Origin of the sequence: Streptomyces minutiscleroticus, assembly GCF_014650875.1 — a bacterium.
GTDB classification, from domain to species: domain Bacteria; phylum Actinomycetota; class Actinomycetes; order Streptomycetales; family Streptomycetaceae; genus Streptomyces; species Streptomyces minutiscleroticus.
Window position 1 is genome coordinate 1 of sequence record NZ_BMVU01000060.1, and the last position, 27,000, is coordinate 27,000.

General features: G+C 69.3%; 24 protein-coding genes and 4 pseudogenes. 14 read left to right on the top strand and 14 right to left on the bottom strand.

Translation table 11 applies throughout. The features are described from left to right. Positions 1–374: 374 nt before the first annotated feature. Positions 375–1,367, bottom strand: coding sequence for a barstar family protein (locus tag IE271_RS34060; protein ID WP_229919751.1), 993 nt, complete (start codon positions 1,365–1,367; stop codon positions 375–377). A gap of 739 nt (positions 1,368–2,106) precedes the next feature. On the opposite strand from IE271_RS34060, the gene IE271_RS43665 reads away from it, so the two are divergent. Continuing rightward, the gene (locus IE271_RS43665) at positions 2,107–2,931 is read left to right on the top strand and encodes a GNAT family N-acetyltransferase (protein WP_308435236.1); all 825 of its coding nucleotides are present in this window, start codon (positions 2,107–2,109) and stop codon (positions 2,929–2,931) included. Between the two features lie 418 nt (positions 2,932–3,349). Here IE271_RS43665 and IE271_RS34075 read toward each other — a convergent pair whose 3' ends face one another. Together IE271_RS34075 and IE271_RS34080 are read right to left on the bottom strand one after the other, a co-directional pair. Then, a complete protein-coding gene (locus IE271_RS34075; RefSeq protein ID WP_190194352.1) occupies positions 3,350–4,192 on the bottom strand; it encodes a hypothetical protein in 843 nt (280 codons plus the stop codon). 23 nt (positions 4,193–4,215) lie between these two features. Further along, complete coding sequence (locus IE271_RS34080) at positions 4,216–4,962, bottom strand: GntR family transcriptional regulator (RefSeq protein ID WP_190194353.1); 747 nt, start codon at positions 4,960–4,962, stop codon at positions 4,216–4,218. A gap of 280 nt (positions 4,963–5,242) precedes the next feature. Between IE271_RS34080 and IE271_RS34085 the strand changes: the two genes are divergently transcribed. Further along, complete coding sequence (locus tag IE271_RS34085) at positions 5,243–5,608, top strand: SemiSWEET family sugar transporter (protein WP_190194354.1); 366 nt, start codon at positions 5,243–5,245, stop codon at positions 5,606–5,608. Here IE271_RS34085 and tpg read toward each other — a convergent pair whose 3' ends face one another. The 4 genes from tpg to IE271_RS34105 form a co-directional block, all read right to left on the bottom strand. Further along, positions 5,609–6,142 (bottom strand): telomere-protecting terminal protein Tpg, encoded by a 534-nt coding sequence (gene tpg, locus IE271_RS34090; protein ID WP_190194355.1) that lies wholly within the window; start codon positions 6,140–6,142, stop codon positions 5,609–5,611. A 484-nt stretch (positions 6,143–6,626) separates the two neighbouring features. After that, positions 6,627–7,178, bottom strand: a complete 552-nt coding sequence (locus IE271_RS34095) for an EF-hand domain-containing protein (RefSeq protein ID WP_190194356.1) — start codon at positions 7,176–7,178, stop codon at positions 6,627–6,629. Positions 7,179–7,667: 489 nt separating this feature from the next. Next, positions 7,668–7,853: a hypothetical protein gene (locus tag IE271_RS34100; protein WP_190194357.1), complete on the bottom strand. Its 186-nt coding sequence runs from the start codon at positions 7,851–7,853 to the stop codon at positions 7,668–7,670. 256 nt (positions 7,854–8,109) lie between these two features. Continuing rightward, positions 8,110–8,343: a hypothetical protein gene (locus tag IE271_RS34105; RefSeq protein WP_190194358.1), complete on the bottom strand. Its 234-nt coding sequence runs from the start codon at positions 8,341–8,343 to the stop codon at positions 8,110–8,112. Between the two features lie 28 nt (positions 8,344–8,371). Here IE271_RS34105 and IE271_RS34110 point away from each other — a divergent pair, with 28 nt between their 5' ends. Next, entirely contained in the window at positions 8,372–9,022 is a 651-nt protein-coding gene (locus IE271_RS34110; RefSeq protein ID WP_190194359.1) for a GntR family transcriptional regulator, read from the top strand. Positions 9,023–9,521: 499 nt separating this feature from the next. Here IE271_RS34110 and IE271_RS34120 read toward each other — a convergent pair. After that, a pseudogene (locus IE271_RS34120) lies at positions 9,522–9,797 on the bottom strand (DUF1348 family protein); the annotation flags it as partial. Between the two features lies 1 nt (position 9,798). On the opposite strand from IE271_RS34120, the pseudogene IE271_RS34125 reads away from it, so the two are divergent. From IE271_RS34125 to IE271_RS34135, 3 genes and pseudogenes are all read left to right on the top strand, one after another. Next, positions 9,799–10,572, top strand: a pseudogene (locus tag IE271_RS34125) (transposase); the annotation flags it as partial. Between the two features lie 250 nt (positions 10,573–10,822). Further along, positions 10,823–11,989, top strand: a complete 1,167-nt coding sequence (locus tag IE271_RS34130; RefSeq protein WP_190194360.1) for an IS110 family RNA-guided transposase — start codon at positions 10,823–10,825, stop codon at positions 11,987–11,989. A gap of 157 nt (positions 11,990–12,146) precedes the next feature. Next, positions 12,147–12,476, top strand: coding sequence for an integrase core domain-containing protein (locus IE271_RS34135; protein ID WP_190194361.1), 330 nt, complete (start codon positions 12,147–12,149; stop codon positions 12,474–12,476). Between the two features lie 5 nt (positions 12,477–12,481). Here the strand turns inward: IE271_RS34135 and IE271_RS34140 are convergent, their stop codons facing one another. Both IE271_RS34140 and IE271_RS34145 read right to left on the bottom strand, forming a co-directional pair. Continuing rightward, a complete protein-coding gene (locus IE271_RS34140) occupies positions 12,482–13,210 on the bottom strand; it encodes a transposase (protein WP_190194362.1) in 729 nt (242 codons plus the stop codon). Positions 13,211–13,732: 522 nt separating this feature from the next. Then, positions 13,733–14,623: a helix-turn-helix domain-containing protein gene (locus tag IE271_RS34145; RefSeq protein WP_190194363.1), complete on the bottom strand. Its 891-nt coding sequence runs from the start codon at positions 14,621–14,623 to the stop codon at positions 13,733–13,735. 104 nt (positions 14,624–14,727) lie between these two features. On the opposite strand from IE271_RS34145, the gene IE271_RS34150 reads away from it, so the two are divergent. After that, a complete protein-coding gene (locus IE271_RS34150; RefSeq protein WP_229919752.1) occupies positions 14,728–16,284 on the top strand; it encodes an MFS transporter in 1,557 nt (518 codons plus the stop codon). Positions 16,285–16,808: 524 nt separating this feature from the next. Here IE271_RS34150 and IE271_RS34155 read toward each other — a convergent pair. The 3 genes from IE271_RS34155 to IE271_RS34165 form a co-directional block, all read right to left on the bottom strand. Beyond that, a protein-coding gene (locus tag IE271_RS34155) for an IS5 family transposase (protein WP_373308882.1) occupies positions 16,809–17,740 on the bottom strand; the annotation gives its coding sequence in 2 pieces (ribosomal slippage) (positions 16,809–17,287 and positions 17,287–17,740; 933 coding nt in all). 130 nt (positions 17,741–17,870) lie between these two features. After that, complete coding sequence (locus IE271_RS34160; RefSeq protein WP_190194365.1) at positions 17,871–18,647, bottom strand: L-threonylcarbamoyladenylate synthase; 777 nt, start codon at positions 18,645–18,647, stop codon at positions 17,871–17,873. Beyond that, the gene (locus IE271_RS34165; protein ID WP_229919753.1) at positions 18,644–19,870 is read right to left on the bottom strand and encodes a hydroxymethylglutaryl-CoA lyase-like TIM-barrel protein; all 1,227 of its coding nucleotides are present in this window, start codon (positions 19,868–19,870) and stop codon (positions 18,644–18,646) included. Before IE271_RS34165 ends, IE271_RS34160 begins: the two co-directional genes overlap by 4 nt. Positions 19,871–20,405: 535 nt before the next feature. Here IE271_RS34165 and IE271_RS34170 point away from each other — a divergent pair. The 7 genes and pseudogenes from IE271_RS34170 to IE271_RS34200 form a co-directional block, all read left to right on the top strand. Further along, a pseudogene (locus IE271_RS34170) lies at positions 20,406–20,627 on the top strand (zinc ribbon domain-containing protein); the annotation flags it as partial. A gap of 170 nt (positions 20,628–20,797) precedes the next feature. Next, positions 20,798–21,505, top strand: a pseudogene (locus IE271_RS44395) (IS701 family transposase); the annotation flags it as partial. Positions 21,506–21,995: 490 nt separating this feature from the next. Further along, entirely contained in the window at positions 21,996–22,544 is a 549-nt protein-coding gene (locus tag IE271_RS34180; RefSeq protein WP_190194367.1) for an RNA polymerase sigma factor, read from the top strand. After that, complete coding sequence (locus tag IE271_RS34185; RefSeq protein ID WP_190194368.1) at positions 22,541–23,368, top strand: zf-HC2 domain-containing protein; 828 nt, start codon at positions 22,541–22,543, stop codon at positions 23,366–23,368. Before IE271_RS34180 ends, IE271_RS34185 begins: the two co-directional genes overlap by 4 nt. 35 nt (positions 23,369–23,403) lie before the next feature. Continuing rightward, entirely contained in the window at positions 23,404–24,210 is an 807-nt protein-coding gene (locus tag IE271_RS34190) for an ABC transporter ATP-binding protein (RefSeq protein WP_190194369.1), read from the top strand. Continuing rightward, on the top strand, positions 24,207–25,604 hold the full coding sequence (locus IE271_RS34195; protein ID WP_190194370.1) for a hypothetical protein: 1,398 nt from the start codon (positions 24,207–24,209) through the stop codon (positions 25,602–25,604). The genes IE271_RS34190 and IE271_RS34195 overlap by 4 nt, the downstream gene beginning before the upstream one ends. Then, entirely contained in the window at positions 25,601–26,173 is a 573-nt protein-coding gene (locus IE271_RS34200; RefSeq protein WP_190194371.1) for a hypothetical protein, read from the top strand. Before IE271_RS34195 ends, IE271_RS34200 begins: the two co-directional genes overlap by 4 nt. A 91-nt stretch (positions 26,174–26,264) precedes the next feature. Here the strand turns inward: IE271_RS34200 and IE271_RS34205 are convergent, their stop codons facing one another. Beyond that, positions 26,265–26,960: a transposase gene (locus tag IE271_RS34205; RefSeq protein WP_190194372.1), complete on the bottom strand. Its 696-nt coding sequence runs from the start codon at positions 26,958–26,960 to the stop codon at positions 26,265–26,267. Positions 26,961–27,000: the final 40 nt, after the last annotated feature.

A 27,000-nucleotide genomic window follows, 5' to 3' on the forward strand; every position in this document is an offset into this window, starting at 1 on the left:
AAGAACAGTGGGTTCTTCCCCACTCGGCGGATCAGAGGCAGGGGCAGGCATGGTCAGAACGCTTTCCGCATCGTCGGTGTCAGCGACCGCAACCGGAAGAAGCACGCACGGGGACTGGGTGGAGACCACCCGGCCACGCACTGACCTATAGCTATGTCTACTCGCCCCCGCACCCGTCCGCCAGACCCCCGTCCCGTCACGGTGCGAGACCGCCTCACGGCCACCCCAGGGCGAAGTACCGGACCGGCTGTCCATGCGCGGCACGTCTGTACGGCGTAGCGGAGTCCGTGGCACGTTGCGGGTGCTGTTCATGCCCGTACGGCGCCAGCGTGAAAACAGCGTCCCAGACGCCTCGGCCGGCCTTCCCCGCTCTCTCAAGCGGTCCGCAGGGCCGGGTCCCGACCGGTAAGCCGCCGACGCCAACCGCACCACCGGAACGCGGCACCCGCGGACCGCACTCGGCATCCACCGCACAGGCAGTCCTCGAAGGCGTTCCGCTCCCGGCCGAAGTAGCGGCCAGGTCCGAGCAAGGCCTCGGCGATCGCGCAGTGCAGCCCGGGGACGTCCGTGACGAACCGGCCGTCGAGATGGTACTCGCCGCCGGAGCGGTCCGGTCGTGACGCGGGCACCCGCCAGGCACGGGTGGTGAGGTCGAGCCAAGCGGCCCTGCCCTGCGAGTCGTACGGCGCCCACGTGTTGGGGGCTGTTGGCGGGCCCTGATACCACTCCGCCCAGATCGAGCGGGCCGCCGACGATGGTCGATCGGCGCCACCATCGGTGAGGGTGATGTCTTCCAGCCCATCGCCGAGCACGGACGGGCGCGCTCCGGTGATGGCCAGGCCCACGGGGCGCGAGGCCATCACAGCGCCATGGCGATCCAGTACCAGGAGGTCGGCCCAGCCCCGTGTCCACCGGCGTGGTCGCTGAGTCCCTACCAGAAGTGGCTCCGTAGCCTCGCAGCCGATCAGCTCCATCGGGACGGGGGCCGCGTCCGCTCGCGGCTTGAACAAGCCGTCCACAGCGGAGCACCGGCCTGCACTTGCAGCAGCGACCGCCGTTCCCGCGAAAAGCTCGAAGCGTGGTGTCGCAGGCATCTCGAAGAAGCTCTCCTCGTTCCTGACGCCGGCACCGAGCACAATGTCGTACCGCGCCGGGTCGCCGGGGTGGGGCTGATGGGCCACCACGACCGCATCGACGAGAGTCCACCACTGCACGGGCTGCTCGTCGTCCCAGACCTCGACGCACACGTCGCCCAGCCCCCGAAACGAGACGCCGGGCTCGGCCAGGACCTCGCTCAGGAGACCGTCGGGGCTGTATCCGCGGAGGGTGAGGATCTCCCGTGGCGGCGGGACCGGGTCGACGAACACCCTTCGACGCCCGCCCACCTCCCCCAGAGCTGTTCCACGCCGTCTTCGTCCTCCTGGACCAGGAGGTGCTTCACCGGGAAGCCCCGATCCCACCGAGCGTGATCTGTGATGCGCACCCAACCCCCGAACATGTGAGCAACCTTCTCGCCTACGATACGGACCCTCCCGGCCGGGGCCAGGAAGGGGACGGGCTCCCGAGTTCGGCCACGTCTCGTCGACAGCGCCCGGATCACGTAGGGGCCGCAGGCCGCCGGGCAGCTCCGGCAGCTGATGCTGTCGCAGGTCAGCGCCGGGGCGTGCCGGCCATAGCCGCGGGCACGGTCGCCGGTGATGCCCGCGGCTGCGTCCGCCGTCAGCTCCACGGTGAGGGCGGCCTCTCATGGTCCGGGGCGGGGTACTGCAGATGCTTTCGTCGTCGAGGTCCGGGCGGGAAAGCAACTCGAGCACCCGAAGCAGAAGGACACGGGTTCGGATTCGCCGGCCAGGCGAACGTGATGGATGAGGGTGTACTCCCCGCACTGAGAACAGGCGCCGACGTGACTGCCGGAGTCGGATGGGCTGAGGAGGTATGCGTGGACCACCATTTCCTCGACGGTCGCGCACAGGCCGCAGAAGTAGCAGTGATTGTTCTCCCCGTCGGCGACCATCGCCAGCTGGTCGCCGCGGCCTGCCTGGCAGCCCGGGTTGCAAGCCGTCCAAACTCGATCCATGCCGGTCGGACCGGTCATAAGTTCATGCCATGACGACCGTTGACGACATGGGTTACGAGTTCCGCACTGCCCGGCCCGAGGACAAGGTGGCCGTCACCGAGAACGGGTTCGCCCTCCAGGAAATCCCGGTGGACCCGCCCATCCACAAGGTCTTCCCAGCCGAGAACACCGACGACTCCGATGCCCCCGCGGTCGAGCGGGAAACGAACAGCCGCACCTTCGTCGCCGTCGGCACCGACGGCATTCTGGCAGGCTTCGCCACTGTCTCCTACGCTTCGTGGAACCGACGGCTGGCCATCGAGGACATCGAAATCGCTCCGGCACATCGAGGTCGGGGCGTCGGCCGCGCCCTGATCGGCCACGCCGCCGAGTTGGCCGGTGAGTCCGGTGACGCTCTACGACGGCACACCCTCATCGGGCGAACAAGCCCTCTACATGAGCATGCCCTGCCCTTGAGCAGCCTGCTGACGGCTGACGGCGAAGGCCCGTACGTCGTCCGGCGCGACCGTCATCCCCTTGGGAAACGTGACCGTGAGGGTGGGGAATTATCTGATGCCGAACCCACGGTTACTGTCCTTCGCCCAGCCGTCCACGACCTTCAGCCAGGCGGCGGGAAGGACTCCCAGGCCGACCTCGCCCTTGATCGGATTACCGGCGCTGTCCTTCAGCTCGTTGCCGTGGGAGTCCTTGACGTGCGAATTCCCTACCTCTTGGTTGATGACCACGCTGAGGCCCCGGAGCGGCGATCAGCACAGACGCCTCCGGCTCCAAGGACTGACGGCCATTCGCTTGGGTGCCGACAAACCAACTGCTGCGGAGACCTTCAACGGCTTCAACAACACTGGACCTTTTAATCCTTTTCAAAACGATTTGGCCGGGCAACCGAGAATGATCGGCCGGACAGGCCCGGTGGGCGGTCAAGGACGGCGACGTCCACGCCTGACTCTGGAAGCTCGCCCTGGACGCCCTCGACTCCACCGAATGAGCCTGCACAGCGATCGCACCACCCCACAGGCCGGGGCGGCGCCTCACCTCACGAAAAACAGGAAAGGCGCCGCCTCACGGCGCGGGCCCGGCCGCGCTACGCGAACCGGGCCCTCAGAGGTCGACTGGTGAAGAGGCAGTTTCCTGACCCTGCGCTGTTCGTAAGCCGCGTCCCAATCTTTGCTGCACATGATCAGTGCCGGTCAGGGACGCGGCCCTCCGCGTAATGAGGACCTGGTGCTGGTCGTGGTCACCGCGGACGCGGTTCATCGGCTGGCTGGTACGGAGCTATTGGCTGGCTGGTACGGAGCTGTCGAGCAGGCAGAGGATGGCGGTTGAGTCGTCGCTGGCCTTGTAGCGGGGCCAGCGTTCTCCGCTCGGATCGGATGTTTCTGCTTGCCGGACGCGTGCGATGACGGCCTCGGGTCCCTTCGTCTCCAGCAGATCCAGCAAGCCGGCCCAGTCGGTGAGTCCGTAGTCCTCGACGAGGCAGGAGGCTCCGTCGCTCAGGATGGCCGCGCGGGTGACCTCCGACCGCGGTACCGCGCCTGTCACGGCGTTGTAGGCCGCCGCGGGGTTCGTCGCGGCCACCCAGTAGCCGGCGGGGACGTTGCGGTGGGGGCGCTGGGCCGCGACGAGCTGGCTGACGGCCTGTCGGTGTGCGGCGGTTCCGATGCGGTGGCGGGTGGTCTCCTTGTGCTCGTGCTGGGCGTAGCCGTCGGCGCGCAGGTCGGTGAAAGTTTTCAGCCCGCCGGGTCCGTCGAGCAGGATGACGGAGTCGAAGAGGGACAGGTGGTCGACGGTGTCGGGTCCTTCGCGCAGCAGCGCCACGGAGCACGAAGGCGTTCCCGGGTGGGTCAGGTCGCAGGTGTCGTGGTGGAGGTCGGCGACGCGGGTGATGGCCTCGGCCACGCAGTCGGCCAGCGGATCTTCCGGCCGGCATGTTGCTTCACGTAGCAGATGCGTGCCCAGCTGGCTGACGAACCAGGGTGTTCCGTGGATGCAGCCGGATCCGAGTTCGGGCGGCGAGGTCAGTCCGTCCAGGACGAGTGCGACTTGCGGGCCGGCGGCGAGGAAGTCTTCGTTGGGCTTGTGCACCGAGCCCGCGTGGGAGGCGAATGTCACGCGCATGGTCTGGTCCCTTGTCGGTTGCTTCAGGGCTGCGTCGGTCCTTGGTCGTGCTGTACGTCGAACGTCACATCGAGCGCATACCGGTCGCCGATGTACCTGGACTCCGTGAACTCGAGCGGGTCTCCGTTCTGGTCGAGGATGAGGCGCTGCTCGACGAGCAGGGCCACCCCCGGCTCGACTTCGAGCAGCTCGGCTTCCAGATCGCCGGCGTTGCCGGCGGACAGCGAGGCGTGTCCGATGGTGGGCACGAATCCCAGGTCGGCCAGCGCCTCATGGAGCGACTCGTTGGCCAGGTCGCAGTCCAGCAGCCCCGCTGCGGTGGTGGGGAAGGCGGAGCGCTCCAGGGCGATGGGAACGGCGTCGGCCAGCCGCACCCGCGTGATGGCCACGACCTGGTCCCCCGGTTCGAGCCTGAGCCGGGCGAGCTCGATCTGCCTGGCCGCCCGCGTCTGGCTGCTGACGATCCTGGAGGAGGGGCGCCTGCCTTGCGCCCGCATCTCCTGGCTGAACCTGACCAGACTGTCGGCGCGCCTTCGGGTGGGCGGCGTGGCCACGAAAGTGCCCCGGCCGGGCTCACGGTAGACGAGGCCGTCGGCGACCAGCCGCACGACCGCTGCACGCGCCGTCATGCGGCTGACCCCGAACTCCTTCGCGAGCTCGGACTCGGAGGGCAGGGCATCGTGCGGCTGGAGATCGGCGATCCGGGCCCTCAGAGCCTGCTCGATCGTGTAATAGCGGGGCGCGAAATCAGGGTGAGCATGATTGGTCACGCAACCAGTCTATACAACTAGTTCAGATGGTGACCAGTAGTCGCCTGCTCCGCCGACCAATAGGCGTTCCTGCGCCACCGCACCATGGCCTACGGTCGTCGGCACCCCGTGCCGGCCGGACGAGATGACGCCTGGCCGACGGCGAGTTCCAGCTGGATGCGGGAGCTGGAACGCCCCTTGACTGTATATACAACCATCCCGATATCGTGGCCGGGCATCTCGCAAAGGACGAAGTTCCCGTCCGACCGCAATAGGCGCTGCGCGCCCCAGAAGGGACAATATGATCGTTCTAGGACTCGTCGCGGGCACCCTGACCACGTGCTGCTGGCTGCCGCAGTTGCTCAAGTCGTGGCGCACACGCTCGACGGCGGACTTCTCCTGGCTCTACCTCGCGGTCTTCGGCACCGGTGTCACCCTCTGGATGATCTACGGACTCCTGAAACGCGACATCGCCATCGCTATGACCAACACTCTGACCCTGGCTCTGGCTCTTGTAGTGGTCGGGTTGAAGGTCCGGATCGACCTCCTGCCTCCCCGCGGCCGGTCTCGTACCGAAATCTCAGCCAGCCGCTCTCTGCGCCCGAGCACGCTTCCGGCTGACGCGAAAGACGTCCGTAACGGGAAGACCGGCGCTGTGGAGCTCTGATCAGTTCCGGCACTCGAGTCGTCGCGAGTACGCGCAGGCAGGCTGGCGGTGGCGGAAGTACAGCTCGCCCAAGCCCTCCGCGGCGATCTCGCGCAGCTGCTGCTCGCTGCCGCCGGCGGCCTGGACGTCGAGGAAGCGGGCCGCGTAGTCCGCGGGCAGCGCGACGGTGAGGTCGCGCACCCGGGCGTCGTTGCTGGAGCCAGGTGCGGCGGTGAAGCCGCGCCGGGCCCGGGTGTGGATCACGATGCCGCCCGTGGTCGACGCGCGGCGCCGGGCGGCCGCCCGCACCCGCGGCTGCCAACGGGCGCGCACCGCCTCCTGAAGGCGCTGGGCAAGGTCCGCGCGCGGCCGCTTGATCTGGTCTTTCACGTAGCGCTCGACGGTGCGCCGGGAGATGCCCAGCGCGGCGGCCGCGGCGCGGGTGCCCTTGAGCTGCTTGACCAGGTAGCGCATCTGCGCACCGCCCGATCTCGGGATGGGACGGGTGAACGCCTGGTGCACGGCCCGCTCCAGGCCGTCTCCGGTGATGCCCATGCGGGGATCTCCTTCCTTGATCGCCTGTACGGGCCGCTGAGCGCCGCACTGATCAACCGGCGGGTACTCCGCCGGAACGGCGATCGTCGGCGAGAGGGGCGCTCAGCGGCTCTTTCGGGTGCCTGGGCAGTTAGAACGGGGGCGGTGGACGCTTGTGCGTCGAGCATCGCGGCCGCTTCCGCCCGCTCTCCGTCGCCCAGTGCGGCCACGGCCGCTACCTGTGCTGCCCAGTCCGCGTCGCGCTTTGCGCGGTCCTGCTCCGCCTTTACCCGGCACTTCCCGCGCACCCCGAGGGTCTGCACGGGCCTGCCGCACGGAACGTTGCAGCCAGGGCAGGCGCCTTCCTCAGCAGGCGTGTGCTTGCTCTTTCGGTGGTACTCATCCAGACGGCATCCGTCGCAGGTTCCGCCGTTTTCCAGCCTGGTGCCGCCCCGGTCTCGGCCAATTCCCGACCGGGCACTGGCCGAGACCGGGGCGGGTAGATTCAGACGCGGCCGAAGAACAGGCTGCCCGGGGCGTCGGGGTCGTTGGAGAGGTAGTGCTCGCGTACCGCGCGGATGAACTCGTAACGCGAGATCGCGCCGTCCCCGTCGATGTCCAGCTTGGTGAACATGTCCATCGCGTCGACCGCGTCACTGCGCAGCACGTCGCGCAGGAAGCGGGCGAACTCGTCGGCGCTGATCTCGTTGTCGTCGTTGGTGTCCAGGACGTCGAAGATGGCGTGGCCGCCGCCCTCGGTGACGTTCAGGCGGCTGGTGTCGACAACCGCGAGGCGGTTGGCCACAACGAACTGGTCCTTGGTGAGCCGGTCGCTGTCCACGCCCGCGTGCCGCAGCAGTTCCAGCCAGTAGATCTGAGTGAAGGTCTGCAGGGACCGGGCCTTGCGGTCGTTTTTGTCGAGGCGGTAGGCCTGGATGTAGCGGTCGGCGAGTGCCTGGTAGTCCGACCAGTCCAGGTAGCCGTCGCGGTTGGCGTCCATCGTGTCGAAGGAACGCTCGAGCTTGATGGTGATGATGTCCCGCGCCGCAGTGGTCATGCGCCGAATCCCTCCGTGATCTTGCTTGGTGGTCCCTCACAGCATGGGGCCAACACCACAGGAAGAAACACGGAAGCCTGCATATGCCACCCGATTTGGTGATCATCCCCCACAGCACACCCCGCACCGCCACCCACACCTCGTTCTGTGCGGTCCGCCCGGCGCGCGGCAGGCGTCCGGCCGAGGCTTGCCGTCCCCTGCCGGATACCTGCCCCGTGCCGGACAGCCCCGTCCTGCGGTGCCGTGGCCGGCCCCTCGGAGGGAACCGGCCACGGCGCGTCACCACCACGCGCGCACGAGCCGAGAGAACCGCACCGTGCTCCCTTGCGTCTCTCCGCGCCGTGCGGCTCCATACGCGGCCAACAGGGTGAACAAGCAGCCAGCCCCCGGGCGAGGAGAAGCGGCCGGAGCATGACCGGATCCGACCGCGTCTCCTGGCCGCTCATGACCGACGGCGTCTGTCCCGTGCGGGCGACGCGACGGGCACGGTCATCGAATCCACCACAACGAGACGAGCACGGCGATCGTCGCCACGGCGCTGAACAGCCGGTAGAGCGGCCGCTGCAGGGTGATGCCCAGCTCGGCGAAGCACAGCTCGAAGAAGGGAGCGGGCGACTTCAGCTCGGCGGGCTCGACCGGCTGCTCCCGAGCGGGGTGGATCGGGGCGAGGTTCATGACGGGTCCTCTTCTCGTGGGGACGTGGTGGATCGTGTGCAGGAAGCGGCGAAGCCCCGCCGGACGGGCGGGGCTTCAACAAGCTGCGGTGACGATACGGCGGGCGGGGGCAAGCGACGCAACCCCTGTTCGACCTGCGGTTTCTTCTGAATGGAGGGCGCCGTCGCGCTGGGTGGTTGGACGCGCAACCCCCGCAGCGGCTGCCTCAGTGGTTATGGGGGCGGCGCGGCCGAATGTGACGGCGGCGCCGGGTGATCTACGACACCGCTTCACCCAGAGCTGTCTGCTCGCCCCGGGCGGCCCATGTTCGGCGCACGCGGCGGCGGCCGTCGCTCTCCTCGACGAGCCGGATCACCACGGCCGGGTCGGCGCCGTACAGGCCCACCCGTTCCGCGTATCGGGCCTGCGCAGTGGCGGGCACTGTCCACTCGCCCTCGACAGCCGGGCCACTCTCGGCGAACTGGATCCGGGCCAGGTGCCTGGTCTCCATACGGTCCTCCCCCGCCTTGCGCTGTTCCATGCTCTCCGAGCAGGTCCACGCACACCTGCGGGACGCGATCATGCGCGGGGACCACGGCCCCGGCGACGCCCTCAGACCGCAGGACCTCGCCAAGGCGCAGGGCGTGAGCCTGGCCGTCGTGCGCGAGGCGCTCGTGCGGCTGGTCGGCGAGGGCCTGGCCGACCGGCTGCCCAACCGCGGCTTCGCCGTCCCGGCCTTCTCCGACCAGCGCTGGCAGGAGACCGCCGAGGCCCGCCGCACGATCGAACCGGTCGTGCTGCGCATGTCCGTCGAGCGCGGAGACGTCGACTGGGAGGCCCGCGTACGCGCCGCCCACCACCGCCTGGCCCGCACCCCGGCCTACGTGCCCGAGGAGGGCGAGCACTACAGCGGCGCGTGGTCCGAGGCCCACCGCGTCTTCCACCGCACCCTGCTGGAGGGGTGCGGCAACCCGGTCCTGCTGCAGACCTTCGACCGGCTGTGGACCGCCGGCGAGCTGGCCCGCCGCTGGTCTGCGCGGCGCCGACCCGACCGGGACGCCGTCGGCGAACACCGCCGCCTCGAGGTGGCGGCGCCGGCCCGCGACGCCGACACCGCGGCCGAAATGCTGGCCCGGCACCTCGACATGACCGCGGCGGCCCTGACCGACGATTCGGGTCGGGCCACCTAGGTGTACGAGATCCGGGCGTTGGCGACGCCGTCCAGCAGTTGAGCCGCCCGGGGCCGGCTGTCGGTGGAAGTACGGTGCCGGTGGTAGTAGTTGTAGTGGGTGTTCCGGACCTCGAGGGGTCTGCCCGGTGCCCCGGCCCAGAGGCTCGAACACGGTCCGGATCACTGACCACTTGTGGCTGCGCCGGAGTTCGCCGATCCTCGCGACCGGGGCGCCCGGGGTGGCGGCGCGGGGGCGGGGATCGGTCGAGGAGGCCGATTTCCCCGTACCGGCGGTAGCGGTCGACCCACTTCGGCGCACATGCTCGGCGGGAGATCCCCCCTCTCCGCCGCGACATGGGCGATCGGCCGGGTTCGGCAGCGTTCGACGAGGCCACGTCGCCCCTCGGCGGACAGAGGCGCGTCGGCGTTCAGCGCGGCGTTCCCCGTCAACTGCCCGAGAGCGGTGGGCTCGGACGGTCGCGCTGTCCGGGCCCACCGTCCTGGGGTGGCGTGGTGTGCTACCGGAGCGGCATGTCGACTCCGTACTCGTCCCTGGGACGGGGGCCGCGGACACGCCGATCGGCTTCAGGGACGGCGACGTCGTTGATGCTCGCTTCCCGGCGCCGCATGAGGCCGTGCTCGTCGAACTCCCACAGTTCGTTGCCGTAACTGCGCCACCACTGGCCTTCCGCGTCGTGCCACTCGTACTGGAAGCGGACGGCGATCCGGTTCTCCTGGAACGCCCAGAGGCTCTTGCGCAGCGCGTAGTCCAGTTCGCGCTTCCACTTCTGCGTCCGTCTGCGTGCGTACGTGCAGGACCGACTCGCTGGTGACGTGCGCCGACCCGACGGCCCGATCGTTGCAGGTCCTGCGACGCCGCCGTGGAGGGCTTGAACAAGCCCCGTCGCCAGGACAGGCGGTGGCCGAGGGCATGGAGTCCGGAGCAGACCGCACGCCGGCTGCGGGTCGATTTCCCTGATGATGAGTCCATGCGCATCAGCCATGAGGCGATCTGCCAGTCGCTGTTCATCGAGGGCCGGGGCGCGCTCAAGCGCGAGCTGGTCACGTGTCTGCGCACGGGGCGTGCGCTGCGGGAACCAAGGGCGCGGTCCCGGAACAAGCCGCAGGGCCACGTCACCGCTGACGTCGTTCTCATCGGACGCCCCGCCGAGGCCGACGACCGCGCTGTCCCCGGCCATGGGGAGGGCGACCCGATCATTGGGACGGGCAGGTCCGCGATCGGCGCGCTCGTCGAGCGCAGCAGCAGGTCCACGCTCCTGGCCCATCTGCCACGGCTGGACGGCTGAGGGGGAGGAACCGTATGGGAAGAACGGGCCGTCGCTCGGCGGATACGGCGCGGTCGCGATGAACGCGGCACTGACGCAGCCGATGACCAAGTTGCCCGAGCAACTACGCAAGACCCTCACCTGGGACCGCGGGAAGGAGCTCTCCGGCCACGCCCAGTTCGCCGTGGCAAGCGGAACACGGGTGTCCTTCGCCGACCCGCACTCGCCCTGGCAGCGACAGACGGACGAGAACACCAGCGGGCTGCTGAGACAGTACTTCCCGACTTGTATGGGGCAGCGGTGTTCGTGGTCGGGTTGGCCGCCCGTAACGTGCCGCAGGACGCCGGGCAGGCTGGCTCGAGTACTTCCTGCCGCCCGCCGGGGCCGGCTCTCTTTGGGTGTGTCGGCCTGCCCGGTGTCCGTTCGCAGCTTGACTCAACAAAGGCATGAGCATCGGCCACCCCACGTTTCTCGAAGTCGGGATGTCAGCTGCGGATACCACTGACCCGACACCGAGAGGGAGGGGACCGCCGATGATGCTGATCGGCATCGATCCGCACAAGTCGACCCACACAGCCACGGCCGTCGATCCCGAGACCAACCGTGATCTGGCATCGATCCGCGTCGACGTGACGCTCCAGGAGTACCAGCGCATGCTGGACCGGGCCTGCCAGTGGCCCGAGCGGCGTTGGGCCGTCGAGAACGCCAGGGGCCTGGGACACCATCTGACTTCGTGGCTGTTGGCCCGGGGAGAACAGGTCGTTGACGTCGCACCGGGCGCCACCGCCCGCGTCCGCCAGCTTTCGCGCGGCGCAGGCCGCAAGAACGACCGTATCGACGCCGCCGCGGCGGCATGCGTTGCCGCACTCCAAGGCGATGCAAGGCCGGTGCAGCCCGAGAGTTCAACGGATGCACTGGCGCTGCTGGACGAACGGCGCAGCGATCTTGCGCAAGCCAGGGTCCGCGCGGTGAACCAGCTCCACGCGCTGCTGCGGGCACTTCTGCCCGGCGGCGCGCCGCGGGATCTGTCCGCGGCCACAGCGGAACAGCTGCTGGACACGGTGGTCCCCGTGGGTTCGGCCGAGTTCACCCGCTGCGCCCTTGCCGCTGATCTGATCGCCGAGATCCGGACCTGGGATGCGAAGCTGAAGGACAACGCCAAAGCCATGGCAGCGCTGGTCACAGAGTCCGAAAGCCGTCTGACCGACACTCCGGGCATCGGAGCCGTGACCGCCGCCCGGCTCCTGGGCCGGACCAAAAACCCCACCGGCTTCCCGACCGCCGGCGCCTTCGCCCAGTACGCCGGCACCGTTCCCATCGAGATCGCCAGCGCCGACCGCGTTCGCCACCGACTGTCCAGGCGCGGTGACCGCCAGCTCAACGCGGCACTTCACACCGTCGCCATCACGCAGATCCGCATGCCGGACACTCGGGGCCACACCTACTACCAGGCCAAACCCGCAGAAGGAAAGACGTCCCGGGAAGCACAACGCTGCCTGAAGCGCCGCCTCGCTGATCACGTCCGGCGCACGGTGATCGGCGACGAACGCCGACGCACCCGGACGACGGGCTCAGGAGGACAACCGGGGGCGACTACAGCATCCAGCGCGGCCGGCCCAACCCCGACGGCCGACTCTTCGGACAAGTCACTTCCCGGACCCGCCGAACCCGAGCCTACGCCAACACCCCAACCAGCTTGACAAACACAGAGGCACGAAAGGAACGGATCCGTCCCGGTGGTCCGTCGAAGACCTCGAAGCCGTCGCGTACGCGCTCAACAATCGGCCCCGCAAGATCCTCGGCTGGAAAACCCCCGCCGAAGTCTTTGAGCAGCTACGCTCACTTGACAACCCGATGTTGCGTCGACCGGTTGAACTCGCCCAGTACACCAGTTTCAAGCTGGCCGAACACCTGGACGCGGCCGGCGTCGCGGCCTCGATCGGCTCTGTCGGAGATGCGTACGACAACGTCCTGATGGAGAGCATGATCGGCCTGTTCCAGACGGAGTTGATCAAGCAGCGGCGGCCCTGGAAGACCCTCTCCCAGGTCGAGCTGGCCACCGCCGAACGGATCGACTGGTACTGCCACCGGCGACTCCACGGTGAGACAGGCCACGTCCCACTCGTCGAGTACGAGACCAACTACTACACAGAACTCACAAAACCCCAGGTCAAAACCACAATCTGAGGTCTCTACCGAACCCGGTGCGGTTCATTGGACGTCTTGCCCCTGGCGATCCGTTCGGCGTAGTAGCCGGCGCCTGCGTAGCCGCGGCCGATCTGAGTGATGGCGATCATGTGCAGTGCGTGAGCGATGCGACGGTTACCACCGCGGTTGAGCCGGACTTTCACCTCGTTCGACGACCAGACCGGGATGGGTGCGGTGCCGTTGAAGCGGGCGTAGGCGGCCTTGGAGGTGAAGCGTGAGGCTCCGGCGGTCTCTGCGATGACCGTGGCGGCGCTGAGCACTCCGCAACCGGGAATGTCCAGCAGGCCAGGAGCCGGCCGGCGCACCAGGGTCCGTAGCCGTTTCTGCAGATCGTCGATGTGCCGGGGCAGGCTGCAGCAGTCGGCAAGGAGGTCGCCGGCGATGTCGGCGACCGTTCCAGTGTGTTCGGACAGCGCGAGCTCGATGGCATCAAAGACCCGGATCCGCTTCGTCCCACGGGCCGGCATCCCAAGTTCCGGGTCGAGTTCGTGCAGGAACCACAGCAGCCGGTTGGCCGTCTTGGTGCGCTGCTGCACCAGTTGAGAGCGGTGGTCCGACAGCAGTTTCACTTCACGCGCCGGGCCTTCCAGGGCGGCCCGGGGCAGGTCCGGTTCGCGCAGCGCTGCCTGGGCCACCGTCTGGGCGTCGAGGGGATCGGACTTGCCGCGCTCGCGTGCTGAGCTGCGGGCACCGGCCTTGAGTCGGGTGTGCACGCACCACTTGGTGGCCGGCCGTCAGCAGGTCGGCCTCGAAGCGCCGGGTCAGACGACGGCAGTACTCGACCGCGACCAGGGTCTGCGGGCCGAACCGGCTCATCCACAACAGTGCCCGGCCGTGTCCCTTCGTCGTGGCCGCGACTGTGAGTCCGTCCCGGTAGCGGCCCAGTTCATCGACCGCGACCAGAGTGTGGATTCGCTTGTGACCATCCACGCCGACAACCGTCATCGGGCACCTCCACGCAAGGCTGCACGGGCAGACCCTCCACACGGGCACGCCCCAATCGAACCATGCGGCAGATTCCTATCGAGCCACGTCGAGGAGGGCAGCGGGCCGACGGGGCGGCACATCGGCGGCGAGCCACCGCGCGCATGCAGGACAGCGAAAGAGTGAGCCAATCCCGCCGGTCCTACCAGGATGCCACCAGCGAGACCCTGGCACTGCTCACACTGCCATTGAGGCGAAAAACGCGTGGCGCCCATCATGTGATACTCCAGGGGCGCTCCGGGGCGAGGCCGTCAGGGTGCTGCTGTGGGGGAGGCGGCCTCAGGGAAGTGCTGACCAGCGGCCTGGCTTGACAGCAGGCGCAGCGCGTCGGCGGAGGAGTCGTCGTTGGCGGTGTAGATCTCCAACCGGTGGTCGGGGCTGTCGGGTTGGAGCCACACCTGGTAGTCGACGTTGACCCTGCCGACGGTCGGGTGTTGCAGATGCATGGTGCCCACAGTGCATTCGGCGACATCGCCGGTGGCCCACAGTTTGGCGAAGTCATCGCTGCGCATGACGAGTTCACCTATGAGTTCGGCCAAGCGGCGATCGTTCGGATACCGGCCTGCGGTGAACCGCAGGAAGGCAACATGGATGCGGGCGAGTTCGTCCCAGTTCTCGTGCAGGGCACGGGTGTGGGAGTCGAGGAAGAACATCCGTGGGATGGAAGGCCTTTGCACGGAGTCCTGTGGCACGTTGAAGTCGACGTGTTCCGCGACGAGGGCGTGTCCGGTGCGGTTCCACGCCAGTACGTCACCCCGCCGGCCGAGGACGATGGCCGGCGTGACCTGGCCCAGTGACGCCAGAAGCGCGAGTACCCGCGGATGCAGCCGTTCCCGCTGATGACGGACCATGCGCGGTGCTGCCGCCCGCCGAAGCGCGAGGTTGTGCAGGTGGGTGGTCTCCGCAGGATCAAGCCTGAGAATGCGGGCAAGCGCGTTGAGGACCTGTGGGGAGGCGGTTCCGGCCTGGTCCTGCTCCAACCGGGTGTAGTAGCCGACACTCACCCCGGCGAGTTGGGCCAGCTCCTCGCGTCGGAGACCGGGCACGCGGCGGGCGGTGCTGAAGGTGCGGAGTCCGATGTGAGCCGGTGTGACCCGAGCGCGGCGGGTCTTGAGGAACGTCCCGAGGCTCTCCACTTCCATGGCTTCGACTATAGGACAGGCACGACCAGGCCAGGGTATCCCTGTGGGGTGTACCCATGGCGTGGGGCTGGTTGCCCGTCCGGGGGAGCCTCACGCTCGTGCGCATGAATGAGACTGCTGATATCCACAAGCCCGGTCTGCGGGCCTGGCTGGGCCTGGTGGTGATCCTCGGCCCGGTGCTGTTGGTCGCGATGGACGGCTCGGTGCTGTTCCTGGCCATGCCGAAGGTCACGGAAGCCCTCTCGCCGACCGCCGACCAGGCGCTGTGGACGCTGGACATCTACGGATTCGTCGTGGGCTCCCTGCTCATCACCTTCGGCACCATCGGTGACCGGTACGGCCGGCTGAAGCTGCTGATGATCGGTGTGACGCTGTTCGGTCTTGGCTCGCTGGGAGCGGCGTTCGCGACAAGCCCGGAAATGCTCATCACCTTCCGGGGGCTCATGGGCCTGGCCGGAGCGACGCTGCTGCCCTCGGCGCTTGCGGTGCTCAGCGAACTGTTCGTCGACCCGCGGCAGCGGGCGCAGGCGATCGGTGTCTTCGCAGCCGCCTTCGCCGCCGGGTTCGCGATCGGCCCGGCTGTCGGTGGGCAGCTGCTGAGCTACTTCTGGTGGGGTTCGGTCTTCCTGGTCAACCTTCCGGTTCTCGTGTTGTTCCTGGCTCTGGCCCCGTTCCTGCTTCGCGAGGTGAAGGCCTCGCGGACGGGCCGTATCAACGCCCTGAGCGTCGTGCAGTCCGTGGTCGGCCTCCTGATGACCATCTACGCCATCAAGCACATGGCCGCGGAGGGGTTCTCGGCGCCCCTCGTGATCGTGGGGCTTGTCGGCGCGGTCGTCCTGGCGTGGTTCATCCGGCGACAGCTCACGCTTGAGCATCCGCTGCTCGACTTCGGCCTGTTCCGGGACCGGGTCTTCACCATCGCGATCATTACCGGGCTTCTGCCGCTCGCTGCGTGGTCGGCGACCGCCTACCTGTCGGGGGTCTATCTCCAGTCCGTTCTGGGGATCTCCGTCCTGCGCGCCGCGCTCCTTTCCATCCCCGGGGCCCTGCTTCTCACCGTCACGTGCATCGTGACGCCTACGTTGGTCGCGCGCATCGGCAAGCGATCGGCGCTCGTCACCTGTCATACCTTCATCGCCGCCGGTCTGCTCCTGTTGCTGCCCATCGCATCCTCCGGCGGGGCGGGCTGGTACATCGCGGCCACGGTTCTCGCCGGTGTCGGCTACGGCATCTCGTTCAGCCTCGTCGCCGAGACCGCCGTCGCCGCGGTGCCCTCCGAGCGGGCCGGCTCCGCTGCCGCGATCGCCGAGACCAGCAACGAGATCGGCAACGCTCTCGGTATCGCGCTCCTCGGCTCGCTGTCCGTCCTCGTCTTCCGCCTGCAGGGTCCTGGCCTCGCCGGTACCTTCGGTGAAACGCTCGGCCTTCCCGGTCTCGCCCCTGCGGTGATCGACCAGGCGAAGGACGCCTTCGTCACCGGCCTTCGGGTCGTCGCCGTCACCGCCAGCCTCCTCCACCTCGTCCTCGGCCTCCTCACCCTGCGCTGGGTTCCGAAGGTCCTGGATGACGAGAAGGGAGCCGGCCCGGATGACGAGGGCCCGAAGGAAGCTGTCGCAGAGGCCGTCGCTCCGGGCAGCAACAGTGGAGCCGGCGTTCGATAGGTCGAACCAGCCTCCCCAAGCGTCGAGGGGCGACGTCCTCGCCTCACCGAGCGGCGCCGCGTCTCGCCGGATGGCTCTGCAGGTGGAAGCGGGCTCTGGCTCACTTCTTGTAGAGCTGGTCGGCATCATGGGCGCCCGGTGTCGGCGTACAGGTGCCCGGCCATCTCGGTCTGAACACTACTCAGGGATACGTGGCGGTCTATCCCGAGGAAGTGGACATCCGGTTGACGCAGCGGGACCGGGCCCGCACCGGCACAGTTGAGATCAGGACTCTGAGCCGTGCTGGCGGAAGAGACAGCCCGAAGCAATCCGTGTAGGCCCGGGAAGTGCCCTCACGGCCGCCCAGACGGCCCCACGGCGCCCGCCCCCACCGCGCGCGGAGGCTTCGCCGACAGCCAGAAGAGCCCTCTCGCGCCCCGAACCCCGAGGGCGCCCGCTGCCCCCGGTCCGTCCTCCACCTCACTCCCCAGGCCGGGCAGCAGGGGCATCCGAGGGGTTGTCAGGATTGGGTGCTGTTTCTCGGATCAAGTTCGGAGCCAGATCGTGGGGGCGGTGAGGGTGACGGTGCCGAGGTGGATGCAGGCGCGTTTCTCGTAGCGCGGGGCGAGGGCGCGGAAGGCTTTCAGGCGGTTGATGGCGCGTTCGACGGTGTTGCGTTTCTTGTGGCGTCCGCTGTCGAAGCCGGGGGACCGGCCGCCTCGAAAGCCTCGGTTCAGCCGGTGTCTGCGCTGGTCGCGTCGTTCGGGGATGGTGTGGGAGATGCCGCGTCGTCGCAGGTGGCGGCGGTTTCTGCTGGACGTGTAGGCCTTGTCGGCCAGGATATGGTCCGGTCGGGTGCGGGGTCTGCCCACTTTGGCGCGGGGCACGCGGACCTGGGTCAGTACGCGCTCGAGCCGGGGGCCGTCACCGTAGTGTCCGGGGGGCGGGACGAGGGTGAGTGGCCGGCGGCGTCCGTCGGCGGCGGGATGGATTGTGGTGGTGAAGCCGCCGCGGGAGCGCCCCGGGCACGCGCCGATCCGGCCACCTCCGCCAGCCGGACGGCCAGTGGCCGCCGGACCGGCTCGGCCTGGTTCGTTCCCCGGCCGGCCCCCCTTTGAGGAACCGCGGCGGGCGGCGCTTTCCGCGCACCGGTGGCGTGCTGGTGTGCGCGCACCGCGGTGGAGTCCACCGGCACGTCCCCGTCGATCCGGCCCGCGGCGTCCTCGGCGGCCTGCACCTTCGGCAGCGGCATCTGCCACGTTCCGTCCGCCGACCAGCGGCGATGGCGCTGGTAGACGGTCTCCCACGGCCCGGACCGCTCCGGCAGATCCCGCCACTGCACCCCCGTCCGCACCCGGTACAGCACGCCGTTGACGACCCGCCGATGATCACTCCACCGGCCCCCACGCGTACCGCCTCGCGGCAGGAACGGCTCCAGCCGCTCCCACTCCGCATTCGTCAGGTCTCCGCGGCCCATGCAACCGGCCTGGACCCGACACCCCCCTGTCAGAAGGTCCGGGAAACAGCGCCTGACCTGCAACGGCTCACCGAACATCGTGCTCCCTCGGAGCAATCAGCCCATGAGCTGAGGAGACATCTCCCGCATGTCATCCTTCAGGAAGCTCGGCCGTACTCCGGGACGGGACGGATGACGCGGCCGACGGTGCCCGGCCGGTGGCATGATGCGGAGCTGCCTGCGTGTACCGCGCTTGCAGCTGTTGCAGGTAGTGGGCAGGGGTGGCGTAGTGCTGGTCCTGGGCGCCGTGCCGGTGGAGCTCCATGCGGCCGTCGGGGTGCAGACGGACGGTGGTCGTGGCCCGCCGTTCCATCCCGGCCGTTGCCGCGTCCGGCTCCTCCGGTTCCGGCAGGGCCAGGACGGGGACGGTGGCGGGGAACATGGCCAGGGCGTCGGCGGTGGTGGCGGCGGGCGGGTGCCCGGTGCGGTTGGCGCTGCTGACGTACAGCACAGGGTGCTCGTCCAGCAGGGGCCGCAAGGGCTGCCAGCGGGCGCCGAACATCAGCATCCAGCCGTCCTTGATCGCAGGGCTCGCCCAGTCAGGTGTATCGGTGCCGTCCTGCACCGGCACCAGTACGGTGAAACGTTCCTGCAGCAGCCATCGAGCTTTCGCGCTCTGCTCGGTTCCCAGTTTCCAGATGTGCTCCAGAGCGCGCAGTGTGTCGGGATGGTGGGCCCACAGGGCGACCGGCTGGTCAACGGGACGGCCCTTGGCCTCGTTGACGCTGCGGGCCCGGGGGGCGGTGACGACGTGGGTGAGCGGTGCCGCGTTGGGCACCACCACGGCCGTTCCGTCGCGCAGGGCCCGTCCGGCCTGTACGAGCGACACCGGCGCGCGGTCCGCGCGGTCCTTCGGAGTTTCGCTCATGCGCTGATCCGGGAGGTGTGGGTGAGGCCGTCGAGGTAGTCGGCGAAGGCGGCCTCGTCGACGACGGCCCTGCCGGTGCGGAAGGCGCGGGTCTTGACCCAGTGCATCGCCGCGCGGGTCTGTTCCTTGTCGAGCCGGTGGCCCAGACGGGTGGCGACGGCGGTGATGACGCGGGCACTGGCCAACTGCGTCAGCAGGACCTTCGGCTCGACGCCCAGCAGTTCGGTCGGGTCGTAGGGCTGGAAGAGCTGCGGGTGGACGAACGGCGTGCCGGTGGAGATCGTGCCCACTCCCGAGCCGACGATCGGAGTGGTCACACTCAGCGGGACTCCGGTCTCCTGAGCCACCATGTGCGCGATTCTGGGCAGCTGCGTCAGGTCGGGAGCGGTCCACCAGGGCGCCGCATCAGCACCCAGGAATTCCTGGGCGTGGCGGGCGAGGAGGAACAGCAACTGCTCGGTGGCGACCAGGCCGGCCCGCTCCGCGATGCCCAGCCACGAACTGGACACCACCCGCGCCCCGGCGGCCAGGGCCTGCAGCGTGTTGGCCAGCCCGAGCCCGAGATCGTTGTGCAAATGGGTGGCGAGCACCACGTCCTCGCCGGTCCCTGCCCGTACCGCGGCGAACATGTCGCGGCAGGCGTCGGGCAGTTGTGCGCCGACCGTGTCGGCCAGGATCACCAGTCCCGCGCCGGCGTCCGTCACGGCCTGCGCGTAGTGACTCATGAGAGCGGCGTCGGCACGGGAGGCATCCGCGAAGCAGATGTCCACCGCCACCGTGTCATCCAGGTCGCGGGCCAGCTTGACCAGGTCCACTCCTCCCTGGAGCGCCTGCTCGGCCGTCTTGTGGACCATCACCTGCGCCATCGCCTCGGACGCAGGGACCACCACCATCACCCGCGCGTCGCGGGTGCCCCGCACCGAGGCCATGGCCTGTTCCACGTCCTTGGACGCGCCCCGGCACACGGCGGCCACACTGACCTGTTCCTCGGCCTCGGCCGCAACGCGGCGTACCGCCTCGAACTCCTCGTCACATACCGCGGGGAAACCGGCGGCGAACACCACGTGCCGCGGCCCGTCCGCGCCGAAGACGCGGCCCGTCTCACGAGCCAGCTGCACCCGGAACTCCGGAGTCATGAGGGTCTTGGCCTGGGCACCGTCGCGAGCGGACTCCTCCCACACCACCACCCGACCGGCCTGGGCCGACTGCCGTATCACATCCATCAACGCCTCCTGGACTGTTGCGCCTTCACCCATAGGTGATCATGGGAACAGAGCTGCCGGGACGCGCAGCGGTTACGGAAAGGTAAATTCTTTGCTCTATCGCTGAAGCAAAGGGTGTTACATCGTCATAAAGCCACACGTCGCCACGTGACCGGAACTGGCTGGCTTTTACTGGAGGTTTGCCATCAACTGGCCGATAGCCAATTGTGCACGTACCAGAGATGCTCGATCCGCCCGTTCACTCCCGTGACGAGGCTTGAGACCGAGCACGTTGCAGCCGGCCGCAGCGAACCTTTCGCCCCCGCCCTCGGCTTCAGTTCTATGCCGGTGCCTTGATCGCGTGCTGACCTTCGGGGGTCGACAGAGACATGGAACGGCCACCACGGGACTCTTCTGGCAGGTGAAGGCCGAGGAGGCCGCGATGACCGTCACTGTCCGTGTGCGGGGGTTCGAGAGCAGCCGCCAGGGCGGGTCGGACCCGCATCGCTTCCTTCGGGACGGGTACGCCTGTCCGCCTCGACGGGCCGATGCCCTACTGTGCTCTGTTTGCGGCGCCGTGCAGAACACCATGCCGCTGGGTGTCCGGGAGTGGGTGTGCGGGTGCGGGGCGGTGCACGACCGGGACGTGAACGCGGCGAAGAACATTCTGGTCGTCGGGCTGACGGCGTCCGTCTGTGGAGCGGATGCAAGACCTCAACGGAGCACTCCGGGCGGGCAGTCGGCGGCGAAGCAGAAACCCCTGCGGCGCGAGCCGTAGGAATCCCCCTCCCTTCAGGAGGGGGAGGAAGTCAACGCAGCCCCAACTGCGGCTGCCGCCCGGGGCGACCGGTTGGTTCTGCGACCGCCTCCCTGGCGGTTATTCGTTGACGGCGGATTCGTGAGGGTTCAGGCCGCACAGGGAGGTGTCGACTCGGTTGGGGGATCGAGGTGACGAAGCGGTTGCCGTGCCCTGCTGCTCCGGGTCCGTTGGAGGCGTACGCCTCCTGCTTCGACGATCTTTCCGAGACGCCGACCCGGCGGCGCGGTTTTCGCGAGTATCTGACGGGGTTGTTGTTGCCGCGGGAGCGGCAGCAAGACGCTGACGTGTCTGGTCGGTGCGGAGCCGGTGGCCGGGACCCGGCATGCCGCGGTGCAGCGGCTGCAGTTCTTCCTGTCCGAGTCGACCTGGGACTGTGAGCGGGTCGATGCCCGCCGGCTGGAGCTGCTGATGTCGGATGCGGCGACGGCCCCGCAGGCAGGCGGGGTGCTGGTGGTCGACGACTTCCGGGGACCGCAAGGACGGCCGGGCGACCGCGCACGTGGGCAAGCAGTACCTGGGCTCGGTCGGCAAGGTCGACCGCGGGGTGGTCACGGTGACCACCTGCCGGGCCGACGAACGCCTCCACTACCCCCTGCACGCCCGCCCCTGCACCCCGGTACACCCCGGCCCACCACTTCCCCAAGGGCAAGAACGACCCGGGCTTTCGCACCAAGCTCCAGATCGCGGTCGCCCTGGCCGGCCGGGCCAGGGACACCGGATGGGACTTTCGGGCCGTGGCCGCCGACTGCGCCTACGGCGACCACGACAGCTTCCGCACCGACCTGCACACAGCAGAACTGCCGTTCGTGATGGCCCTCGAACCCCGGCACGGAACGTCGTCGGCACCGGAAGAGAGGGGGAACCTGCGAACCGCAGCAGCCCCAGGAGTCGCAGCCAGTCAGCCGGCCCCGCGCGATCCGGGCCGTTCGTGGCTGGCTGACGCCCTGGGCCACGCTGCAACGCTACTGGCGCGCCTGGACAGTGAAGCCCCCGTCCACCGAACTCCAGGACCTCATCGACGCCGTCACCACCGGCGGACCTCTTGACCTGTGCTGCCCGGATCAACAGACCACGAGCGAGTGCTTCAGTTGGCGGGCTGGAGCATCGGCATCGATTGCGACTGCGAGTCGGTCGGCGTACTCGGTCAGGGCTGCGCCGAGAAGGGCGAAGCACCGCGAGACGCCAGGGTTCACCACGAGCAGGATCGCGACCGACGACCGGGTTTCACGGGGAGCGGGACCCTTTGCGCGTGACACTGTGACGCAAGTCACGTCAGGTGGAGAACCTGTGCGCACCATCGGGCGTCTGGCTGGTGTGAGATCACGCGTGAGAGCACTGGACGAGCTGGACGAGGAGCGCCTCGTCCGGCTGGTGGCCAGAGGTGACCGTGAGGCGTTCGACGCGTTGTACCGGCGCACGTCGCCGTGGCTGGCTGTGCGGTTGCGCCGCCGCTGCGCGGACGAGCAGATCGTCGCCGAGGTCATGCAGGAGACCTATTTGGCGGTGTGGCGCGCGGCCGGTGCGTTCGCCGGGAGCGCGGTCGGCGGGACGGCCGTCGGATGGCTGTGGACGATCGCGGCGCGCCGCCTCGTCGACGCGTTCCGGCGCCGTGCCCACCATGCCGAGCCGCCGGTCGCCGCCGCCGAGCGGGCGGTGGTGCCCGCGGCGGAGGACGAGGCACTGGCCGGAACCGTCGACGGGGACGTCGGTGACGCTCTTCGGCGACTGGCACCGGAACTTCGAGAGGTCCTGCAGGCCATGGTGCTGGACGGGTTCTCCGTGCGGGAGACCGCCGTCCTGCTCAGACTGCCCGAAGGCACGGTCAAGACCCGCGCCCGCCGGGCCCGGATCGCGATGCGGGAGGCGCTGGCATGAGTGGGGAACACGTGTCGACGAGGCTGCTCGACGACTACGCACGTGGTGATACGGAGATGGCCGTGGACGTGGTGTGGGCATTGGAGGCCCATCTGGAGACGTGCGCGATGTGCCGGAGTCGTCTGGCGGCCTCCGTGGCCACCGAGGTGCCCGGCATCGCCACGCTCCTCGACACCGTCCGGGCCGGTCTGGAACCGCAACTGGACGCGGCTGTCAGGGCACCCTCGCGGCGACACCGCCCGAGGTGGCTGTCGGCCTGGCTGACGCCGGCCACGGCCCCGTGGCTGGCCATGACCGTCGTGGTCACCCTGATGGCGCTGTTGCTGGACTCGCTCACGCCGTCCACGTTCTTCGGCGACACCTCTCCCGTGTTGCTGATCGCACCCGTGCTGCCGCTGTGTGGTGTCGCCGCATCGTGGTCGCGCGGCCTGGACCCGGCGTACGAACTGACGGCCTCGACCGCCCGAGCCGGCCTGCCCCTGCTCCTCAGGCGCACCACGACGGTTCTCGTGGTGGTCCTGCCCGGGCTCCTGGTGGCGGGCTGGCTGACCGGAGCCATGACGGCCGCGCAGTGGCTGCTGCCCTCCCTGGCCTTCACCTCCACCGCCCTGGCGCTGGGCGGCCTGGTCGGCGTGACCCGCGCCGCCACCGGGCTGGCGGTCGCGTGGGGCGTCGTCGTCGTGGCACCCACGTGGGTCACCGGCCACGTCCCCTCTGCCCTGCGAGTTGTTTTCCAACCCGGCCAACTGCCCGTGTGGGGGCTGCTCCTCGCGCTCGGCATCGGCGCCGTGATCGCCCGCAGAAACGCGTACTCAACGCTGTGAAACCATCGCCGACCTTCGAAAGGAACCACCGCACGATGCTCACCACGAACGCGGCCGACACCGCGCCGAAAACCTACGCCTGGGAGATCCGGGCCAGCGGCCTGAGAGTACGCGTCGGACGCAAGAAGATGGCCGTCGACGGGCTCGACCTCTGCCTGGGCATCGGCACCCACGGCCTCCTGGGACCCAACGGAGCGGGAAAGACCACCCTGATCCGGACGCTGGCCACCGTGCTGCGCCCCACCGAGGGCGACCTGGAGATGCTCGGCACCCGCGTGGGCGCGATGGCTGACCACCGGGCCCTGCGCCGCCGGATCGGCTACCTGCCGCAGGAGTTCGGCTACTACAAGCGCTTCACGGTGCGTGAGTTCGTCGAGTACATGGCCTGGTTGAAGGAGGTTCCGAAGGCGGCCGTCCCCGCGGCCGTCCAGCGGGCCGTGGAACGCGTGGGTCTGGCGGACCGCGCCGACCATCGGATGAAGACCCTGTCCGGCGGCATGGTGCGGCGGGCCGGCATCGCTCAAGCCATCGTCAATGATCCCGCGGTGCTGCTGTTGGACGAGCCGACAGTCGGCCTGGACCCGGCGCAGCGGTTGCGCTTCCGCGAGCTGTTGCAGGAACTGGGCCGCGACACGTGTGTGGTCGTCTCCACCCATCTGGTCGAGGACGTCGCGGCCGCCTGCTCCGACGTGGTGCTCTTCGCCGAGGGCCGCCTTGTCTTCCAGGGCACGCCGGACGAGATGGCCGCGGCGGGCAGCCCCGAACATCCGGGCGGCAGCCCCCTGGAGCGCGGCTACTCGGCGCTGCTCCAGGACTCCGAGCAGCCGGGAGGCACCTGGTGAACGCACGTGTCGTGCGCATCGAGCTGAAGCGCTCCATCGCCCCGTGGCCCGGCGTCGTCGTCCTGGCAGGCAGCCTGGCGGTCCTCCTGCTGATCGACGGGCTCTGGTGGCAGGGTGACGCGGGATGGACGGCCCAGTGGACCTCCATGGCCCTGTGGACCCGGTACCTGCTGAGCTTCTGGTGGCCGCTCGTGGTGGGCCTGGGGGCGGTGTACGGGCTGCGCGACTCCCGCTCGCGGATGACCGAACTGCTGACGACCACACCGCTGCCGACCTGGCGCCGTGCGGCGCTGCCGGCCGGCGCAACGGCACTCGTGCTGGCGTCCGGCTTCGGCCTCCTGGTCCTCGTGGGCGGAGTCCAGGTGGCCCTCGGCGCCACCGCCTACACGAGTCTCGGCTGGCTGCCGATCTCGCTGGTGGCGGCGCTGTCCCTCGTCGCGGGGGCCGTGTTCGGCATGGGCCTCGCGCGGGCCGTGCCCTCTGCGCTCACCCCGCCGGCCCTGACAGTGTTCCTCTTGCTGACGGCCCTCTTCCTGCGACAGAGCAATGAGGAGGCACTGCCGTCGAGCGTCGCGCCGAACCGGCTCGCCCTGCTGTTCCCGGTGACTGCGGAGCCGCGGGAGATGCTGCTGACCCTGTCCGGCTCTGTGCACCTCGGCCAGACGCTCTGGCTGCTCGGCCTGCTCGCCACCGGTTTCGCACTGCTGTCGGCCGCGACCCTCCGGGCCCGGCTGCTCGCGGTGGCCCCCGTCCTGGCGGGCGCAGCCCTGGCCCTGCTGATCCTCCCGGCCACTCCGCGCAACACCTACGTCATCGACAAGGCCGCCGCCACCCTGGTCTGCGACGGGCCGGTGTGCGTGACGCAGGCGAACCGCTCGCACCTGCCCGAACTCGCGTCGCGCGGCAAGGACGCGCTGCGCGTGCTGCACGACGCCCTGGGCGACAAGGCACCGAACTCGGTGCGGGAGGAAACCGAGCCGCGCGCGCTCGGCGACGAACGCCGACTCTTCGGCGACACGGTGCTGGTCGACTTCGACGACCCGCTGATCGCCCATGCGACAGGGGCGGAACTGACCCGCCTCCTGGTCGCCCAGGGCCTGGCACCGAACTGCGCACCGCGCACCGTCTGGGAGGGCGGGGGGCAGATCGACATCCCCGTGCAGAGCATCGCCGCGAGCTGGGCCCTGGGCGATCACCGGTTCACACCGCTGCAGAGCCCGGACTCCTACGTGTACTCGCAGCGTACATGGGCGGACGCCGACGCCGCCTGGCAGCGGCTGATGGCGCTGTCACCGGCCGAGCAACGCTCGCGGATCGCCGAGGTGCGCGCCGCCGCCCTCTCCTGCACGGGGAACGACGAGCTTTCGGTGTTGGCGGGGAGGGCGTCGCAATGAGGTGGCTGATCCTGTACGCCCGTTCACGACAGGTGCCCGCCTCGGCCGCGGCGGTCGCGCTCGTCACGCTGGTGGCGTGGGCCTTCAACCAGGACGGCGCGGGCCCGATGAACCTGGGGATCGCGGTCCTGATCCTGACCGCGAACGTCGCAGCCGCTTCCGTCGGGCTCGGTGGGCGGGACGTCGCGCTGGATCGCACGGCCGCGATCCGGTGGGTGCCCCGACGGGCGGCGCACGTGCTGCTGGCCGGCGCGGTCGCCGGGGCGGCGCTGCTGGCGGTCCAGGCGGCGGGAGCCGAGCTCGCCCCGGCCGCGCTCGTGGTCCGCGACAGCGCGGGCTTGGCCGGCCTGGCCGCGCTCGGGGCGGTGCTCGGCGGAGCACCGTTCGCCTGGACCCTGCCGATCGGCTGGCTCTCGTTCACCCTCCTCGTCCCGGTTCCGCCCGGCATCGCGGGAGAGGTGAGCGGCTGGATGATCATTTACCCCGCCACGACGGCGTCCGCCGCGACCGCGTGGGCCCTGCTGGCGACCGGCACCGTGCTGTACGCCGCAGCAGGACCGAGACGGTAGCGGACACGTCCCGCGCCGAGCGCTTCGGTTGGCGAGCTTCGCCAGCCGAAGCGCTCAGTTGTGCCGAAGCGCGACGGGTGCAGCTCCTGGCTCATACAGGATTTTCGTAGCCGGTGATCGTCCAGAGGTCGTCATCGATGGGCTGTCGCCTGGTGCGGCGGGAGTGGGCGCCGAGGATGACGCGCTTGCGCAGCAGTGGGATGCCGGCCTTGCCTGCCAGCTGGCGTTCGATGAGCTTCAGATCGGTGATCCGGCCTTCCGCCACGCCTGAACCGTGCGGCAGGGCCGCGCCGGCTCGCACCGCGTCGATGTCGTCGCGCAGTCCGTTCGCGTAACTGGCCGACTGCGGAATCCCGTCCGTCCTGACCTGGGTGATCCAGCGGTCGAGCAGGCTGGTGCGCTTTGTGGCGAAGACGGTCGCGAAGGAGTGGATGCGGTCGTGGAGGGTGGCTGGTTCCGGGCAGCGGTTGCGGAGTTGCTTCACGAAGGTGCGCTGGTCCTCGCCCAGGCGCTCCGGCCGGCTCGTCGACAGGCGACAGACCTCGAACACGCTGCGTGCCGGTGCGGGTGCGGGTGGCGGCAGCCTCGCGTCCAGGGCCTTTCGGTGTGTGGACACATAGAGGCGGACCGTGCCCCCGCTGCCGGTGAAGCCGCGGGCGGCCACCTCCCGGAACAGGCCCGCGATGTTGTGTTCGCCCTCGTTCCAGCGCCGGTGCAGATGGCCCTGGTAGGGAGCGAGGATGCCGGCGCGCTGAAATATCCCCCCGGTTTCGGGGGCGACTTCCATTGGACGATCTGTCGGTACCGCTCCTGGGCTCAGGGACGAG

What these genes read in the sequence shown, in the direction of transcription:
- IE271_RS34200 (WP_190194371.1), top strand. Translation starts at nt 25,601, where the DNA reads ATGAGGTGGCTGATCCTGTACGCCCGTTCACGACAGGTGCCCGCCTCG.
- IE271_RS43665 (WP_308435236.1), top strand. Translation starts at nt 2,107, where the DNA reads ATGACGACCGTTGACGACATGGGTTACGAGTTCCGCACTGCCCGGCCC.
- IE271_RS34110 (WP_190194359.1), top strand. Translation starts at nt 8,372, where the DNA reads ATGCTCTCCGAGCAGGTCCACGCACACCTGCGGGACGCGATCATGCGC.
- IE271_RS34130 (WP_190194360.1), top strand. Translation starts at nt 10,823, where the DNA reads ATGATGCTGATCGGCATCGATCCGCACAAGTCGACCCACACAGCCACG.
- IE271_RS34165 (WP_229919753.1), bottom strand. Translation starts at nt 19,870, where the DNA reads ATGGATGTGATACGGCAGTCGGCCCAGGCCGGTCGGGTGGTGGTGTGG.
- IE271_RS34190 (WP_190194369.1), top strand. Translation starts at nt 23,404, where the DNA reads ATGCTCACCACGAACGCGGCCGACACCGCGCCGAAAACCTACGCCTGG.
- IE271_RS34145 (WP_190194363.1), bottom strand. Translation starts at nt 14,623, where the DNA reads ATGGAAGTGGAGAGCCTCGGGACGTTCCTCAAGACCCGCCGCGCTCGG.
- IE271_RS34185 (WP_190194368.1), top strand. Translation starts at nt 22,541, where the DNA reads ATGAGTGGGGAACACGTGTCGACGAGGCTGCTCGACGACTACGCACGT.
- IE271_RS34105 (WP_190194358.1), bottom strand. Translation starts at nt 8,343, where the DNA reads ATGGAGACCAGGCACCTGGCCCGGATCCAGTTCGCCGAGAGTGGCCCG.
- IE271_RS34095 (WP_190194356.1), bottom strand. Translation starts at nt 7,178, where the DNA reads ATGACCACTGCGGCGCGGGACATCATCACCATCAAGCTCGAGCGTTCC.
- IE271_RS34150 (WP_229919752.1), top strand. Translation starts at nt 14,728, where the DNA reads ATGAATGAGACTGCTGATATCCACAAGCCCGGTCTGCGGGCCTGGCTG.
- tpg (WP_190194355.1), bottom strand. Translation starts at nt 6,142, where the DNA reads ATGGGCATCACCGGAGACGGCCTGGAGCGGGCCGTGCACCAGGCGTTC.
- IE271_RS34075 (WP_190194352.1), bottom strand. Translation starts at nt 4,192, where the DNA reads ATGCGCGTGACATTCGCCTCCCACGCGGGCTCGGTGCACAAGCCCAAC.
- IE271_RS34100 (WP_190194357.1), bottom strand. Translation starts at nt 7,853, where the DNA reads ATGAACCTCGCCCCGATCCACCCCGCTCGGGAGCAGCCGGTCGAGCCC.
- IE271_RS34085 (WP_190194354.1), top strand. Translation starts at nt 5,243, where the DNA reads ATGATCGTTCTAGGACTCGTCGCGGGCACCCTGACCACGTGCTGCTGG.
- IE271_RS34205 (WP_190194372.1), bottom strand. Translation starts at nt 26,960, where the DNA reads ATGGAAGTCGCCCCCGAAACCGGGGGGATATTTCAGCGCGCCGGCATC.
- IE271_RS34160 (WP_190194365.1), bottom strand. Translation starts at nt 18,647, where the DNA reads ATGAGCGAAACTCCGAAGGACCGCGCGGACCGCGCGCCGGTGTCGCTC.